This is a genomic window from Nostoc sp. (assembly GCF_036917935.1).
Taxonomy (GTDB): domain Bacteria; phylum Cyanobacteriota; class Cyanobacteriia; order Cyanobacteriales; family Nostocaceae; genus Nostoc.
Genome location: NZ_JBALEL010000051.1, coordinates 314,703 through 330,386, shown reverse-complemented (window position 1 = coordinate 330,386; position 15,684 = coordinate 314,703). Strand labels below are relative to the sequence as shown.

At 42.4% G+C, this 15,684-nt stretch carries 15 protein-coding genes; 10 read left to right on the top strand and 5 right to left on the bottom strand.

Annotation, left to right across the window (positions count from 1 at the left end):
• The first annotated feature begins 100 nt into the window (after positions 1–100).
• A complete protein-coding gene (locus V7K62_RS22020) occupies positions 101–421 on the top strand; it encodes a hypothetical protein (protein WP_334867802.1) in 321 nt (106 codons plus the stop codon).
• A 283-nt stretch (positions 422–704) separates the two neighbouring features.
• On the opposite strand, the gene V7K62_RS22015 is transcribed toward V7K62_RS22020, so the two are convergent.
• On the bottom strand, positions 705–2,906 hold the full coding sequence (locus tag V7K62_RS22015) for a PAS domain S-box protein (protein WP_334867800.1): 2,202 nt from the start codon (positions 2,904–2,906) through the stop codon (positions 705–707).
• Positions 2,907–3,340: 434 nt separating this feature from the next.
• On the opposite strand from V7K62_RS22015, the gene V7K62_RS22010 reads away from it, so the two are divergent.
• The 5 genes from V7K62_RS22010 to V7K62_RS21990 all read left to right on the top strand — a co-directional run bounded on the left by V7K62_RS22010 (position 3,341) and on the right by V7K62_RS21990 (position 8,092).
• A complete protein-coding gene (locus V7K62_RS22010) occupies positions 3,341–4,684 on the top strand; it encodes an adenylosuccinate synthase (RefSeq protein ID WP_334867798.1) in 1,344 nt (447 codons plus the stop codon).
• Between the two features lie 90 nt (positions 4,685–4,774).
• Positions 4,775–5,380 (top strand): 50S ribosomal protein L25/general stress protein Ctc, encoded by a 606-nt coding sequence (locus tag V7K62_RS22005; protein ID WP_334867796.1) that lies wholly within the window; start codon positions 4,775–4,777, stop codon positions 5,378–5,380.
• A gap of 99 nt (positions 5,381–5,479) precedes the next feature.
• Positions 5,480–7,009, top strand: a complete 1,530-nt coding sequence (locus V7K62_RS22000) for a bifunctional aminoglycoside phosphotransferase/ATP-binding protein (protein WP_334867794.1) — start codon at positions 5,480–5,482, stop codon at positions 7,007–7,009.
• Positions 7,010–7,183: 174 nt separating this feature from the next.
• Positions 7,184–7,690: a hypothetical protein gene (locus V7K62_RS21995; protein WP_334867792.1), complete on the top strand. Its 507-nt coding sequence runs from the start codon at positions 7,184–7,186 to the stop codon at positions 7,688–7,690.
• A gap of 180 nt (positions 7,691–7,870) precedes the next feature.
• Positions 7,871–8,092: a hypothetical protein gene (locus tag V7K62_RS21990; RefSeq protein WP_334867788.1), complete on the top strand. Its 222-nt coding sequence runs from the start codon at positions 7,871–7,873 to the stop codon at positions 8,090–8,092.
• 5 nt (positions 8,093–8,097) lie between these two features.
• On the opposite strand, the gene V7K62_RS21985 is transcribed toward V7K62_RS21990, so the two are convergent.
• The gene (locus V7K62_RS21985; RefSeq protein ID WP_442937321.1) at positions 8,098–8,319 is read right to left on the bottom strand and encodes a ferredoxin-thioredoxin reductase variable chain; all 222 of its coding nucleotides are present in this window, start codon (positions 8,317–8,319) and stop codon (positions 8,098–8,100) included.
• Between the two features lie 527 nt (positions 8,320–8,846).
• On the opposite strand from V7K62_RS21985, the gene V7K62_RS21980 reads away from it, so the two are divergent.
• Entirely contained in the window at positions 8,847–9,560 is a 714-nt protein-coding gene (locus V7K62_RS21980) for a tetratricopeptide repeat protein (protein ID WP_334867784.1), read from the top strand.
• 323 nt (positions 9,561–9,883) lie between these two features.
• On the opposite strand, the gene V7K62_RS21975 is transcribed toward V7K62_RS21980, so the two are convergent.
• Positions 9,884–11,872, bottom strand: a complete 1,989-nt coding sequence (locus V7K62_RS21975) for a protein phosphatase 2C domain-containing protein (RefSeq protein WP_334867782.1) — start codon at positions 11,870–11,872, stop codon at positions 9,884–9,886.
• 234 nt (positions 11,873–12,106) lie between these two features.
• On the opposite strand from V7K62_RS21975, the gene V7K62_RS21970 reads away from it, so the two are divergent.
• Positions 12,107–12,541: an NfeD family protein gene (locus tag V7K62_RS21970; RefSeq protein ID WP_334867780.1), complete on the top strand. Its 435-nt coding sequence runs from the start codon at positions 12,107–12,109 to the stop codon at positions 12,539–12,541.
• Between the two features lie 135 nt (positions 12,542–12,676).
• Entirely contained in the window at positions 12,677–13,684 is a 1,008-nt protein-coding gene (locus V7K62_RS21965; protein ID WP_334867779.1) for an SPFH domain-containing protein, read from the top strand.
• Positions 13,685–13,749: 65 nt separating this feature from the next.
• Here the strand turns inward: V7K62_RS21965 and V7K62_RS21960 are convergent, their stop codons facing one another.
• Positions 13,750–14,337: a pentapeptide repeat-containing protein gene (locus V7K62_RS21960; RefSeq protein ID WP_334867777.1), complete on the bottom strand. Its 588-nt coding sequence runs from the start codon at positions 14,335–14,337 to the stop codon at positions 13,750–13,752.
• Positions 14,338–14,569: 232 nt separating this feature from the next.
• Between V7K62_RS21960 and V7K62_RS21955 the strand changes: the two genes are divergently transcribed.
• Positions 14,570–15,139: a Uma2 family endonuclease gene (locus tag V7K62_RS21955; RefSeq protein WP_334867775.1), complete on the top strand. Its 570-nt coding sequence runs from the start codon at positions 14,570–14,572 to the stop codon at positions 15,137–15,139.
• 100 nt (positions 15,140–15,239) lie between these two features.
• Here V7K62_RS21955 and V7K62_RS21950 read toward each other — a convergent pair whose 3' ends face one another.
• On the bottom strand, positions 15,240–15,644 hold the full coding sequence (locus tag V7K62_RS21950; RefSeq protein ID WP_334867773.1) for a Fur family transcriptional regulator: 405 nt from the start codon (positions 15,642–15,644) through the stop codon (positions 15,240–15,242).
• Positions 15,645–15,684 lie beyond the last annotated feature (40 nt).

Sequence of the window (15,684 nt, the reverse complement as noted above, 5' to 3'; positions counted from 1 at the left end):
GGTTCTTCTATCTCACTCAACTGAGAACCGCTATATCCCTCATAGGGATTGAAACGCTTCAAACTTACTAAATCCCCGTGAGGGGATTGAAACTAAGACCATGTTAGAAACCACAAACCTAAAAAATATCTCCAAAAAATTCGCTATAGCTAGAAATTCTGCTTCTTTCAAAGAAAATGAGGCAATGAGAGCGATCGCATATAGCATGGATTTACTACTACCTGGTTTGTATATATGGCTACTTGGTTTTAGTATTCGCATTGGTGGGAGCGTACCAGATGATATTCCCTATAAATATCCCGGTAAAATTCACAGTAACACTGGAATTGCTTTAGTATTACCAGGATATAGAATTTTTACGACTTACCAGGGTAGCTATGACCCTAAACAGACATCAAATACAGGGACTAACAGCAATTAAAAAGTACAGTTCTCAACTCAAATACTTTTGAAACCTTAATGACTCAGGCAGGATATTCAATCTCAGGTAGCGCACCTGCACAGTCTAATAGAATAAAAGTATGGTGGATTCATAACGAATACCCAAGAGTCGAGTCCGTATATAGTTCAGACAAGAGAATAGTGATTACGGCTTATCATATCAACTAATATTTTTTATTTCTATTAACCAATTTCCAACGTGGGCAGAAAGTTTTGGTTGATAGAATTTTTGTAGTCTGTGATATTTTCACCACCAAAATCAATTAGCCATCTCCTATAACCGATTCCAATTCTTGAGACAGCGAATGTGTATCTCTGAATGTTGAGGCAGGTAAGTACACTGTAAATTGAGTACCTCTGCTTACCTGACTGTAAACATTGACAAAACCACCGTGATTCTTAATAATACCCAACGCTGTGGAAAGTCCTAAACCTGTACCTTTGCCTACGTCTTTGGTAGTAAAAAATGGTTCAAAAATCCGTTGCTGAACTGACGAGGACATCCCCATACCAGTATCCGTTACCACGATCGCAATATAAGAACCCACTTTCGCATCAATGTTTATCTGGGTAGAATGTTCACCAATCACCAGATTTTCCGCCACAATCCTTAAAATACCGCCATTGGGCATGGCATCGCGGGCGTTGATTACTAAATTTATCAACACCTGATGCAGTTGAGTTGTGTCTCCACGGACGTACCAGAGATTTTTGGGGATATCTATTTGACAGATAATAGATTTGGGGAATGTTTGAGCGATAATTTGCTCAAATTCTGCCATCAATGGCTGAATTTGGACAATTGTCCGTTTGCTTTCAATACCCCGTGCAAAAGATAACACTTGCTTGAGCAAATTAGCACCGCGTTTAACATTATTTTCTAAAGTTTGCAGTATTTGCTGACTCTGCGAATCAGGCAATTTCTTCTGCAACAGTTGAACTGACATTAAAATTGGGGATAATATATTGTTGAGGTCATGAGCGATACCGCCAGCTAGAGTACCGATACTCTCCAAACGTTGCGATCGCAGAAGTTGAGCTTCTAGTTGTTTCTGCTGGGTAATCTCAGTGTTCACACTCAAAATGGATTTGGGTTGTCCATTATCATCTCGGATCAGTGTCCACCGACTTTCAACGATAATTACTTTGCCTTCCCTTGTCAGTTGATGCAACTCACCCCGCCACTCACCCGTATTCATCACCCTCAAGTAAGCATCTTCTAGCTGTGGTGAAATCTCTTTATACAAAAGTTGCAAAACATTCTTACCCACAACGTCCTCAGCCTTCCAGCCGTATAGATTCTGGGCACCTTTATTCCAAACTAAGATTTGGTTGTGGATATTTCGCACCAGAATCGCGTCAGTTGATACATCCAGCAGCGCTGCTTGTTCAGAGATTTTCTGTTGTGCCTGTTTTTGCTGGGTTATATCTCGCATCACTGCCAAATGGATGAACGTCCCATCAGATTCGTTACGCAGTGGTACGGCATGAGTTTCTATGTAGCGGCGGATGCCTTTAAATCCCACGATTTCAAACTCCAAAGTCCCCTTGTTACCTTCGCAGACACTTTCATGCAAGTCGGCAAAGGCTGCTTTATACTCTGGCACAATTACAACATCAATTGGTTTACCAATTAATACATCGGCACTTTCCACTTCCATCATTGCCAGCCCTTCTGCATTAATTTCTAAAAGGGTGCCATTCCTAGCAATTAACTGGATGCATTCTGGTTCTGCATCTATCATCGCTCGTAAACGATTTTCGCTTTGGCGTAAGGCCAGTTCCGTTTGCTGAAGTTGCCTGATATAACGCCACAACAAGTCATATAGCAGCGCTACCAGCACCAAATCCACAATAGCAGCAATAAAAAATGTCACTATCGCTTTTTGGGAATTTGCTTGTGACTGCTGCATTCCCTGATGTAACAAATTTTGCTCCGCTTTTAAAGAGTCGTGAATCAGCTGTTGGATTTCTTTGCCGATTTGCTTATCTTTATCAGATAAGATTAGCTGCCGAACTGCTTCTAATCCCTGATTTTGTCTGAGGTAAATTTCTTGTTGCAGAATGTTGAGCCTGTTGGTAATTTTCGGCTCCAGCCAAGAAATCCACTGCTGCTTTTGATGCTTCTCGGCAGTTAATTTGCTGAGAATCTGAATATTGCTATTAGTTTGTTGCTCGGCTACAAGATAAGTTTGTAAATCATCTGCATCTGCTGTAATTAGGTAATTACGTTGTGCAGTTTCCGTATCTTTGAGTGTAGATTGGATACTTTCAAGTTGGGTAATAACTTTATATGAGTCTGTCACCCATTGCTGATTGTGAATCAGCTTCACAGTGTTGCTGTATGAGACTACAGCATTAGTAAATACAACTGCCAATGCTAGAACAAATATTGCTTTCAGCTTTTGGACTCGATACCATTTTTTGCTCATGCGATCGCCCTTTCTGCCGCAGATGCCCTCCATCAGTTAAAATTAAAGATTAAAAGTAAATACTGAGAATATTTTAATGATTGTGACAGCACAGGTAACAAAATACAATCTCTTAAAGTTGTAAATATTTGGATTTTTTGGGATGATGATTTATACATAATAGTCACAAATAAATCCGCTAGTTTTTAAGATAAATTCATTTTTACAGTCATCTGGGCAATGCAGTTTAGATCAGATAAGTTGCCTATTAACAGAGAGTAGGCAATAATACCAAAAATGACTAAAGACCAAATCACCACGTTGCATTGTCTGCAAGACAACTTTTTTACAGGGTCATAGCTTTTACACTGGACTCTGTGTTGAGTGTGGAAATCTTAACTTCAGCAAACTGCTTTGATTATTGACATGATTCACGCAATATGTTAATAATTATAGTTTGTGGAAACTTTACTTCTTAATATAAGCTCTTGGCTAACGTCATTGTCATAGGTGCCCAATGGGGCGATGAAGGAAAAGGTAAAATAACAGACTTACTCAGCCGTTCCGCAGATGTTGTGGTGCGTTACCAAGGGGGTGTCAATGCTGGACACACAATTGTAGTCAAAGGTCAGACCTTTAAGCTGCACTTGATTCCTTCGGGTATTTTGTATCCAAATACCGATTGCATTATCGGCTGTGGAACAGTCATCGATCCACAGATTTTGATCGCAGAACTCGACCAACTAAAAGAATTAAATATTTCCACTGACCACCTGCTGATATCTGAGACAGCCCACGTCACAATGCCTTATCATCGATTGATTGACCAGGCATCGGAAGAACGACGGGGAAGCTATAAGATCGGTACGACAGGTCGGGGCATTGGGCCGACTTATGCTGACAAATCTGAACGTACAGGCATTCGGGTTTTAGACTTGATGAACCCGGATGGGCTACGTGAGCAGTTGGAGTGGACGATTAATTATAAAAACGTCATTTTAGAAAAGCTTTACAACTTGCCGCCTCTAGATGCACAAGAGGTGATTGAACAGTATTTGGGTTATGCAGAACGCTTGCGCCCTTACGTGATTGATACATCGTTAAAAATATACGATGCGATTCAGCGACGGCGGAATATTTTGTTTGAAGGCGCACAAGGTACGCTCCTTGACCTAGATCATGGAACTTATCCTTATGTCACCTCCTCTAACCCGGTGGCCGGGGGGGCTTGCGTTGGTGCAGGGGTAGGGCCGACAATGATTGACCGGGTAATTGGAGTGTCGAAAGCCTACACAACGCGGGTGGGAGAGGGGCCATTTCCCACGGAATTGGATGGAGAGTTGGGAGAATTGTTGTGCGATCGCGGTGCCGAATTTGGCACAACCACCGGACGCAAACGGCGCTGTGGCTGGTTTGATGCTGTCATCGGTCGCTATGCCGTGCGGATTAACGGCATGGATTGTATGGCGCTCACTAAACTAGATGTTCTCGATGAATTAGAGGAAATCCAAGTTTGTGTCGCATACAACATAGATGGCCAACGCAGCGAACACTTCCCCACAAGTTCTCGTCAATTTGCGAGATGTCGCCCCATCTACAAAACCTTACCAGGATGGAAAGTGTCAACAACTCACTGCCGCACCCTGGAAGACTTGCCACAGCAAGCACTGGACTATCTAAAATTCCTCGCTGAATTGATGGAAGTCCCGATCGCGATCGTCTCACTAGGAGCAAGCCGCGATCAAACCATAATCGTAGAAGACCCCATCCACGGGCCCAAACGTGCTTTATTGCAGGCCGACGGCACACCTGCTACCCTGCTCAGTGCGTAAATTGGCCATTAGTCATTAGCAAAGGACTAATGACTAATGACTAATGACTAATGACTAATGACTAATGACTAATGACAAAGGACAACTTCTATGACTATTACAGTCGAATCTCAAAAACGTCCAGAAGGCAGCAAGCCAAGAGCTTTGCGCCGTTCTGGATTGATCCCTGCCAATTTGTATGGTCATAAGGGTACAGAATCCATTTCTTTGACCATTGATGCTAAAACTGTTGAGCGCTTGCTCAAAAGAGTTTCAGTCAACAATACATTGATTGAGTTAAATGTTGCTGATGCACCTTGGCGCGGCAAAGCCCTACTGCGGGAACTTCAGATCCATCCCGCAAAAGGTACGCCTTACCACCTCAGCTTTTTCGCGGTTGCTGGCCACGGCGACACCACTGTAGAAGTTCGGCTGCGTTTTGTGGGAACTGCTGTTGGTGTTAAACAAGAGGGTGGTGTCTTAGACACCGTAATCAGCGAATTGCAAGTGAGTTGTGCGCCAGAAAACATCCCAGATGTCATCGAAATCGATGTCTCTAACTTGCAAATTGGAGACAGCTTGAGTATTAGTGATATACCCTTTCCTGAAGGTGTTACACCTCTAGCTGAATTGGAGCGACTTGTTGTCAGCGTTTTGCCACCGCAAATTAGCGCTGAAGATGCTGGGACAGAAACTGAAACTGAAGCAGCTTCTTAAGCTAGATAAACTGTGTAATAATTTTTGATGATACCAGGGGGGAACTCCTGGTTTTTTTGTATTTGAACCGCAAAGGCGCAGAGAGCGCAGAGGACAGAGATGACAGAAGCGACTCTTCCAGCTTTAATTCAGCAAATGTTGCAGCCGGGATTTTATCCACATCCGGTAACTGAACCTATTCAACTAATTCAAACCCACATTTCTTATGTGCTGTTAACTGGGGATTACGCTTATAAGCTGAAAAAACCTGTGAATTTTGGCTTTTTGGACTTTTCTACCTTAGATAAGCGGCAGCATTTTTGTCAGGAAGAATTACGGTTAAATCAGCGGGGTGCTGGTGAACTGTATTTAGAAGTTTTGCCTATAACTTTGGTGGGAGAGCAATATCAGTTAGGGGGAACTGTCGAGGCTGTAGAATATGTGCTGAAGATGCGCCAGTTTCCTCAAGAGTCGCTATTAAGTACACTTTTTGAAGAAGGTAAGTTAAATGAGACACGCCTAGAAGAGTTGGGACGGGTGGTGGCTCAATATCATGCCGAAGCTCAGACGAATGATTACATTCGCACTTTTGGTGAAGTGCCAAATGTTCGGGCTGCCTTTGATGAGAATTATCAGCAAACTGAGAAGTATATTGGTGGCCCCCAGACTCAGGCGCAATTTACAGAAACAAAGCAATATACAGATAACTTTTTTGCTGAACGTCCAGAATTATTTGCTAGCAGAATTCACAACGACTATATTCGTGAATGTCACGGGGATTTACACCTGAGAAATATTGCCCTGTGGCACGATAAAATCTTGTTGTTCGATTGCATTGAGTTTAATGAGCCGTTTCGCTTTGTCGATGTGATGTACGATGTGGCGTTTACGGTGATGGATTTGTCAGCTCGGCAGCGCAAAGACTTGGGTAATGCGTTTTTGAATGCCTATATAGAGCAAACTGGAGACTGGGAAGGCTTACAGGTGCTGCCCTTATATTTAAGTCGTCAGGCTTATGTTCGGGCAAAGGTGACATCTTTTTTGCTAGACGATCCGAGTGTACCGGCGACGGTAAAGTCAGAAGCGACAAAAACCGCCGCTGACTATTACAAACAGGCTTGGGAATACACTAAACCAAACTTGGGACAACTAATTTTGATGTCGGGGTTGTCGGGTTCTGGTAAAAGTACCACAGCAAGGTCTTTAGCCCGTCAGCAGGGAGCGATTCACCTGCGTTCTGATGCGGTGCGGAAGCATTTAGGGGGAATTCCTTTGTGGGAACGGGGTGGCGATGATTTGTATACACCGGAGATGACCGAGAAAACTTACACACGGCTGTTGGAATTGGGAATTATCCTGGCTCAACAAGGTTTTGCAGTAATTTTAGATGCCAAGTATGATAGACAGCAGTTACGGCAAGAAGCGATCGCCCAAGCTACAAAGCACCAACTTCCTATTCAGATTATCCAATGCACAGCACCACTTGAAGTTCTAAAAGAACGTTTGAACAATCGCACTGGTGATATTGCTGATGCCACCGCCGATTTATTAGCCTCACAAATCAAACAAGCTGAACCTTTTACTGAAGAGGAACAACCTTATGTAAAGATTTGGGATACAACTCAACCACAACAGGCACAATTAAAATAATTCGTAATGACGCTCTCTACGAACGCGAACAGCGTGTCGCAGACAGACGCTAAAAGCGTAGCTTGCAACTCTTACAGAGTACGCGGACTCGCTACCGCTGCGCTAACGTAATTCGTAATTGAATCGAAAATTACGAATTACTACTTAGTAATTAGTTAATAAGTTTTTGATTCTATGGCAGACAAAAAGAACGACTTTTTCAGTATTTCTCCCAGCTTCTTTTCTCAACTATTATTTGGGGCATTTTTAACATTTATATTAATAATGACCGGCTCTGCACCAGCCCTGAGCATCTTCTTAGGAATCATGGGCGGTTTCATCTTAAGCTGGATCGCAAATTTAACCGATAATAGCCCCCAGACTCCAGCTGTCGCCTCCTCTGATGGTGTCGATACAGGATTGAAATACTGGTTATTTTTTATGCTGGGCTTTGTATATTTGGGCTATCCAGCACCCATGAGTATCTTGCTGGGTGGAATAGGCGCTTTAGCTGGAGGCTGGATTACTGCTTGGTGGGGAAGTAAGGAAGAAACTAGAACTCAGTTACAAGTTGAAGAGTCAGAAGAGATCGAAGTTGAACCAACGAACGAGAGGATAAACAAACGCCAAACAAGAAGAGTCGGCCGCCGTTACCGTCGTGGTGCTGGAAGTAGTTTCAATTTCAAGTTTTGGGAAAAGTAGTAATTTGGGCATTGGGCTTTGGGCAATAGTTCTTCTTTTCCCACTCCCTCATCTGCTATTCCCCATGCCCCAATAATATGTTTTTATATCTATCCAAATTAATACCACTATTTTTTTATCCACTAGGATTAGCCTGGTAATTGCCTAAATTCAAAACTTCCAACCCCGACTCTTTACTTTATGTCTAAAAATTTACCTTATATTATGCCATCCCCTCAACACCAAGTTGAGGAAGCTTTTGCCTCTTACCAAACAACCCATCAGTTTTACCACGAAGTTCGGTCACGGTCAGAGTTTCAGCGTTATTGTGATTGGTATTATACAACAGCAGAACAAAACCGCCAAGAGCTTAAAAAAATGCGCGGCGAACTGAATATTTTCCAGTGGTTTCGCCGCCGATAAGTGATTTAGATGACTTCTAACTCATTTTCACGTAAATGGGCTTTAAACTTTTTACTAAACTGGACTACAATCGGCAGATTAGCGCTTACTGGTCTGTCTCGCCATTGGGTGGCAATACCGATGACATCGCCTTCTGTGCCTTTGATGTCAAAAGGCTGATTCCGATGTTCAGGATGATGATACACCACTACCGAATCTTTAACGCGGACGCGATCGCCAACTTTCATCACAACATTTACATCTAGCATTTTGTTTTCCACAAGTATCTGCTACAAAATATATGATTAAATCGCTGAGAATTTGATTTAATCAGCTATTTCTTGACGCTTCATCGGGGTGCAACGGCACATTTAACTCTTTTATCTTCACTCTAGGATGTTCCCCAGGTCAACTCTCTTACCAATTTTCGTACATGGCAGATGCGTTGCGATCGCTTTCTTTTCTTATATAAGTGCAGGGATTGAAAAACTGATGGAAGTCAGGATATAGTTTGGCTGTTCTAAATTTGGCAAGATTTTTAAATATTTGTAATCAATTCAAACTTTATATATTCATCTTATACATCTCAAACCTGTGTAAAACATAAGATCAAGCAGATATCTGTAATGCTACATAAATACAGATTGAGCGCTGATGGCAGCAGTTTGAGATGAGCAACTTTTATCAACGGTGCAAACCCCTTTGGGAGAAGAAGATGCCTCTGTTGCCACCAGCCTGAAGAAGCTAGCATAACTCTACTATTATCAAGGAAGCTATGACCAAGCCTAACCGCGGAGTGCTGTTTCTGCAAGCTTTAAAACAGAGAAAACGGCTGCTGGGAGAAAAACATCCTTCTGTCGCCACTAGCCTGGAAGAGCTAGCAGGACTTTACTATTATCAAGGACGTTATGACCAAGCCGAAAAGTTGTTATTGGAAGCTTTAGGACAGAGAAAACTGCTGCTGGAAGAAAAACACCCTTCTGTCGCCACTAGCCTGGAGGAGCTAGCAGAACTCTACTATTATCAAAGACGCTATGATCAAGCCGAAGAGTTGTTATTGGAAGCTTTAGCACAGAGAAAACGGCTGCTGGGAGAAAAACATCCTTCTGTTGCCACTAGCCTGGAAGAACTAGCAGAACTCTACTATTATCAAGGACGCTATGACCAAGCCGAAGAGTTGTTATTGGAAGCTTTAGGACAGAGAAAACGGCTGCTGGGAGAAAAACATCCTTCTGTCGCCACCAGCCTGAAAGAACTAGCAGAACTCTACTATTATCAAAGACGCTATGACCAAGCCGAAGAGTTGTTATTGGAAGCTTTAAAACAGAGAAAACGGCTATTGGGAGAAAAACATCCTTCTGTTGCCACTAGCCTGAACAACCTAGCGTCACTTTATGATTCTCAAGGACGCCACGATCAAGCCGAGCCGCTGTATGTGCAAGCTTTAGCAGTGTTTAAACACCTGCTGGAGACTTATCCGAAATATTAATTTAGTCTTCTGTGGTGCGATCGCTAACCTAATATTGACTCACTAGTTATCGCCACTTTACTGTCCGTCATCCTGAATATAGCAGCCGTTCTGACCAACATTGCAATATTCCTCATCAACATTGCAACACTGATAATGAATATTGTAATATTTCTGAGCAACATTAAAATATTCCTTATCAATATTGCAATATTCCTCATCAACATTACGACATCCATAAGGAATATTGCAATATTTGTCATCAACATTACAATATTCCTTATCAATACTGGAATATTCCTCATCAACATGACAATATTTCGGTATAACCTATTCCCCAATTCCTATTTTCCAGTCGGACAGACTTGCTGCACTCTTTGGGGAAGTTGCCGACACATCTGTTGGAATCCTTGAGGATTAATTTGCCACCAAGCAAATAATCCCAGACTTGTGCCCCCCATAAGCAACGCTAATATTCCCCCCAGGATTACCAAAGGTTTACCCAGATTAGGTTTTGTAATTAAGGTTGGTGGAATATCTGGGCTAAGAGGTGGTTCCTCTGAAAGCTCCAAATCTAGATCCAAATCTAGCAGCGATCGCGAACTTTCTGTAAAGAAAATTAATTCCTCTTCTTTCTCCTGTTCCTCTGAATCTTCTGGTTCCTCTTGTATTTCTGTTTCTATAATCTCTTCTGGCAACGCCGGAGTCACAGGTACTAAGTATTCTGGGGAGACACGGTAATAAGTGAGAACAACCGACGTATTATCACGCCCATTTTTTTCATTTGCCAAGTTAATCCAGTTGTAGACAGCATCTTCAACTGTCAATTCACCAGTTAACACGGGTATTGCATAATCCTGCCAAGATTGTTCTACCCAGTTATTATCACTTAAACCATCAGAACACAGTAGCAAGATGCCATCTTCTTCAACAATAAATCGCTGAAGCTTGAGACGCAAAGATTCTGAATCTCTTGTTCCCAATGCTTGAGTTAAAGCACTAGCATCTGGTCTTAAAAGTGCCTTTCGATACAAGCTTTTAGCAAAACGTACTTCCCGCGTTGCCACATCATCATCTACTGTGAGTAGCTGGCAATAATTGCGAGTAATCCAATAAGCACGGCTATCCCCAACATTAGCCAAGTAAAGTTCATGGGTATTATTTGATTGCCAGCCAGTACTTGTCTGCACTCGTTGCGGAACTTGCACCGCCATGACAATAGTTGTAGCCATGCGTTCTCTGCCCTGGCGTTTTTGTTCATTGTTGCGGGCACAAATCAGATTATTTACTACCCGTAAGCTTGCTTCTAATTGTTCCTGCAACAACTCCGGTGCTACAAGTACAGTTTGTTCTGTCACCTCAGCTAATAAGGCGCGAATTTGCAACTTTACAGACTGCACTGCTAACTTACTGGCAACCTCCCCGCCTTCGTGTCCACCAATGCCATCGCAAACAATCGACAAATGGCGCAATAAAGATTCATCTAAATCACTCAAAGCATTGGGGTAGCAAGCATCTTCATTTTGCGCCATAATTGGGCCAATATCTGTAGAACCTGCCACCTTCAAGACTAATGGCAATTCCGCAGCAGATGCTAGTAGTAAATTATTGAGTTGAATATTAATCGCCTCTAACTCAATCTCCGTTTCACACATCTCCTGCACTATATTCTGTAACCCTTTGGCTACTGATGTCTTTGCAGACGCTACCCAAAACTGCCAACACTCCCCCAGATTTTGTAAACTCAGCTTCTCATCTGCTGGTGTTTGGTAGAGTTCTAACAGTCGCACACACCACCCTTGGACTCTCAAGTTATCTGTTACCAATAAACTCTGGCTAAGTCCCAATTCTGATAGAGGTGTCCAAAGTTGGAGAATTTGCCACAGCCAATAAACTTGTCGTACCGCCGTAGCTTGCTCCCATGCCTCAACAATAGTTGGATAGATATTTCCTGTCTTATCTATCGGCACATTTTCCAATAAGAGGATATCAGTTATATCTTCCTCAAGATTACTAGCAAACCCATAAGCCTGGGGCAGATGTAACCGCTCTTGATATAGCCGTAGATAAGGAATTACTTCCGTTGGCAATTCTTCAGCTACATCTGGCGGTAGTCCCGGTTGAGTATCCAGCCAAATCTGTTGTTTAATTACCTCATACCTGTCTGCAACCTTTGTACCTGGTGAGATTTGAGCAGACAATGAGCCAGTCGCCCACAGATAGCGGTGAACTAAAGGAGTTTGGCAACTGGCACAAACACTATCCCCTATAGGATTAATCGGGCTATTACAGTGTGGATTTATACAATAAATTACCAGTTGAGTAGAAATCATAAAGGTATAAATTATAAAAAACTAGTCAACTCATGAACTTCGATTAATTTTAGCTGGCAATGAATTGAAGGCTAGAATAAACTTGATTTATGTACAGCTAGCTACACCTTGTTACTGAAATTAATCAAAATTATTGGTAGAAATACTAAGTTTTGTTTTCTGTAAAGAACTTACGTCTGGCTGTATCTAATCGTAGAAATGCATTTACGTCAATGTAGAGACTAGGATGGCGCTATGCCAAGTTTTACCTTAATCTGGCTTCTGGCAGGAGCAGTTTTGTGTTTAACAGAACTGTTCTTACCATCGGCGTTTGTCGCCTTCATGATGGGAATTAGCGCTTTTGTGGTGGCGCTGCTGTCTGGAGTGGGTTTGGGAAGTGTATGGTTGCAAATTGTGGTTTGGCTTTTACTTTCCACAACACTAATCGTACTTTCTCGTCGGTTTTTGCAACCAAGACAACGCAAATCGAAAATTCGGGATGCAGTCATAGCTGAAACCTTAACAGAAATTCTCCCTGGGAAAACAGGGCGGGTGCGGTATGAAGGAAATTCTTGGCAAGCACGATGTGACGATGACAAATTTACTGTACCACCCCATCAAAGAGTTTATGTAGTTAGGAGGGAAGGTACTACTTTGATTGTGATACCAGAAAATCTGTTGAATTCTTAGTTATTGGGAATGGGGCATTGGGCAAACAGGGCATTGGGTATTGCGATCGATAACCAATAGTTATTCTTGTCCTTCTTCCCCTGCTCCCTCATCTCCCCACTCCCCTTCCCTTTGTTAAAAATTAGGAGATTCACAATGGAACAGTTCTTTTTACTAGTATTTTTAGCCCTTGGCGGTTCTGCTGTAGCAGGTTCGGTGAAAGTCATCAATCAGGGCAATCAAGCTTTGGTGGAAAGATTGGGTAGTTATAACAAAAAACTGGAACCAGGATTAAACTTTGTCGTTCCTTTTTTAGATAGAGTTGTCTACCGAGAAACTATCCGCGAAAAAGTCTTAGATATTCCTCCCCAACAGTGCATCACCCGCGACAACGTTGGCATTGAGGTGGATGCAGTATTTTATTGGCGCATCGTGGATATGGAAAAAGCCTGGTACAAGGTAGAAAATCTCCAGTCGGCAATGGTAAATATGGTGCTGACTCAAATTCGTGCTGAAATGGGACAACTAGAGTTGGATCAAACCTTTACTGCTCGTTCTCACATCAGTGAACTTTTATTACAGGATTTGGATGTTGCTACCGATCCTTGGGGTGTGAAAGTGACACGGGTAGAACTGCGAGATATTATTCCGTCTCAGGCAGTGCGAGAATCGATGGAATTGCAAATGTCGGCAGAACGACGCAAACGAGCAGCAATTTTAACTTCTGAGGGCGAACGCGAAGCTGCTGTCAATAGCGCTAGAGGTAAAGCTGAGGCGCAAATATTGGATGCGGAAGCTCGTCAAAAATCGACAATTCTGCAAGCAGAAGCTGAACAAAAGTCGATTGTTCTGAAAGCTCAAGCAGAACGTCAGCAGCAGGTTTTGAAAGCCCAAGCGATCGCTGAATCAGCAGAAATTATTGCCCAAAAGCTCCAGACGAATCCCAATGCCAATAAAGCAGTGGAAGTTCTGTTTGCTTTGGGCTATCTGGATATGGGCGCGACAATTGGTAAAAGCGATAGCAGCAAAGTCTTATTTATCGATCCGCGCACTATTCCTGCTGCTTTTGAGGGTATGCGCTCTGTGATCTCAAATGGTCAGCTTGACTCCAACGAGTTGTTTCCTAAGCAAATCCCAGGATTAGAAAATAACCGCCCTGGTTAGGAATAGAGAGTGCGGGAGATGAGGGGGATGAGGGGGAAGCAATGCTCAATGCCTCATGTCCTACATCAGCAACTCTCATCTCCAATACTTCCATCTCTAATAGTTCCATCTGGCATAATGGTGTTTTGGAAGGATACTCTCCTGAATTCAACACCGTCCAAATTGGCTCCGGTCAAGTTAGCTCCATACAAGCCAACGCTATCAAAAATAGTATTGCTGAAGTTAGCTCCACTCAGGTCAGTTCCCCTGAATCTAGTATCGTCGAGCCTAGCTCCGCTCAAGTTAGCACTACTGAGATTAGCACGGTGAAAGCTAGTCATCCCCAAATCAGCACCACTGAGATTAGCACCACTGAGATTGGCATCGCTAAAACCACTTTGCCACAAAATAGCACCACTGAGATTGGCACTACTGAGATTGGCTCGATCAAAGAGGGTTTGGGGCATATAAACTCCACTCAGGTCAGCCCCACTCAAGTTGAAATCAGCCATGTAAACCGCAATTTCGGAACCACTCAAGTTAATTCCACTCAGGTTACAGCCTCTCAATCCTTCGTCACTTTCAATGAGATAAATACCAACAAAATTTCTCTCCCCAGCAGCGTAACGTCTCAACAATTCTTCAACAGTAATTCTTTGTCTTTTGACCTTCATTATTCAACACCATTACTCGCTTTGGTTCAGACGGTAGCACTATAGCTAGTGATATCGGTGAAGCCCTTATGCAGTAAATTTTCAGCGTAAATAGATTTCCTTCTACAAGACTATTAACCTTCTACGATACCTGACGGTAAACTGGCGCCATGTCTACGATCGGCGTAGCTGCGGCACTAATTTTTCCATTCTTCTAGTGATAAAATAATCAAGCTTTGATAAGTTGTAAATTATGACATTATCTATTCAGCCAACCACAGCACTAAGTTTAGAAGAGTTCTTAAAACTACCAGAAACCAAACCAGCAAGCGAGTATTTTAACGGGCAAATCTCCCAAAAACCTATGCCACAAGGAAAACACAGTACGTTACAAGGCAGTTTAGTCACAGGTATTAATGAGATTGCTAAACCGCAAAAAATTGCTTATGCTTTTCCTGAATTACGCTGTACATTTCAAGGTCGTTCAATAGTACCAGATATTGCTGTGTTTGAATGGCAAAGAATTCCCCTTGATGCAAAAGGCAGAATTACAAATAAATTTGAAATTCTCCCGGATTGGATAATTGAAATTCTCTCACCAGATCAATCACCCAACCGAGTTATCCGCAAAATTACTTTTTCTATCCAAAATGGAGCAAAGTTAGGTTGGTTGCTCGATTCTGATGATGAGTCAATCATGATTTTTGAACCCAATAAATTACCAGAATTAAAAGAACAGCAAGATATTTTACCCGTTTTGAGTGTTATTGAAAATTGGCAATTAACAGTTGCAGATGTATTTAGTTGGTTGAGTTTTGTTTGAATAAAGCATTTATTACAGCAGAATTCAGGAGTCGGAATTCAGAATGGGCTGCGCTAACAGAAGTAAAACACGCTTTATTCCTCTCATAGAATTGGTATGATTATTGACCAATCTCAGTAGCTTGATTTACCTGGCATTGACTGCACAACCCAAAAAACTCTAGGGTGTGGTAAAAAACTTTAAACTTATGGCTGGTTTCTAACTGGTCTTCTAGGTCATGGACGGGGCATTGATTAATCGGAATTGAGACACCACATTGCAAGCAAGTTAGGTGGTGTTTGTCTTGCTGCGCTAGGCTATAGAGGGCTTCACCGTTAGCCAAATTTCGCACTTGTACCATGCCTTCTAGTTTTAAGGCTTCTAGAGAACGGTAAACTGTTGCTAAACCCATACTCTGATTTGTGTTACGTAGTTCCACGTAAATATCTTGGGCGGAAATGCCTTTTTTGATGGTTTTCAGTAGGTTGAAAATACGCTCTTGACTGCGGGTGCGTATGGCTCTCATAGACAATTATTTAAATATCCCACTGTAGTTGAAGCTGTTA

Coding starts and splice junctions, on each gene's coding strand:
- V7K62_RS21985 (WP_442937321.1), bottom strand. CDS start 8,319: ATGAAAGTTGGCGATCGCGTCCGCGTTAAAGATTCGGTAGTGGTGTAT.
- V7K62_RS21975 (WP_334867782.1), bottom strand. CDS start 11,872: ATGATTTCTACTCAACTGGTAATTTATTGTATAAATCCACACTGTAAT.
- V7K62_RS22005 (WP_334867796.1), top strand. CDS start 4,775: ATGACTATTACAGTCGAATCTCAAAAACGTCCAGAAGGCAGCAAGCCA.
- V7K62_RS21950 (WP_334867773.1), bottom strand. CDS start 15,644: ATGAGAGCCATACGCACCCGCAGTCAAGAGCGTATTTTCAACCTACTG.
- V7K62_RS22015 (WP_334867800.1), bottom strand. CDS start 2,906: ATGGAGGGCATCTGCGGCAGAAAGGGCGATCGCATGAGCAAAAAATGG.
- V7K62_RS21970 (WP_334867780.1), top strand. CDS start 12,107: ATGCCAAGTTTTACCTTAATCTGGCTTCTGGCAGGAGCAGTTTTGTGT.
- V7K62_RS22000 (WP_334867794.1), top strand. CDS start 5,480: ATGACAGAAGCGACTCTTCCAGCTTTAATTCAGCAAATGTTGCAGCCG.
- V7K62_RS21955 (WP_334867775.1), top strand. CDS start 14,570: ATGACATTATCTATTCAGCCAACCACAGCACTAAGTTTAGAAGAGTTC.
- V7K62_RS22020 (WP_334867802.1), top strand. CDS start 101: ATGTTAGAAACCACAAACCTAAAAAATATCTCCAAAAAATTCGCTATA.
- V7K62_RS21960 (WP_334867777.1), bottom strand. CDS start 14,337: ATGAAGGTCAAAAGACAAAGAATTACTGTTGAAGAATTGTTGAGACGT.
- V7K62_RS21990 (WP_334867788.1), top strand. CDS start 7,871: ATGTCTAAAAATTTACCTTATATTATGCCATCCCCTCAACACCAAGTT.
- V7K62_RS21995 (WP_334867792.1), top strand. CDS start 7,184: ATGGCAGACAAAAAGAACGACTTTTTCAGTATTTCTCCCAGCTTCTTT.
- V7K62_RS21965 (WP_334867779.1), top strand. CDS start 12,677: ATGGAACAGTTCTTTTTACTAGTATTTTTAGCCCTTGGCGGTTCTGCT.
- V7K62_RS21980 (WP_334867784.1), top strand. CDS start 8,847: ATGACCAAGCCTAACCGCGGAGTGCTGTTTCTGCAAGCTTTAAAACAG.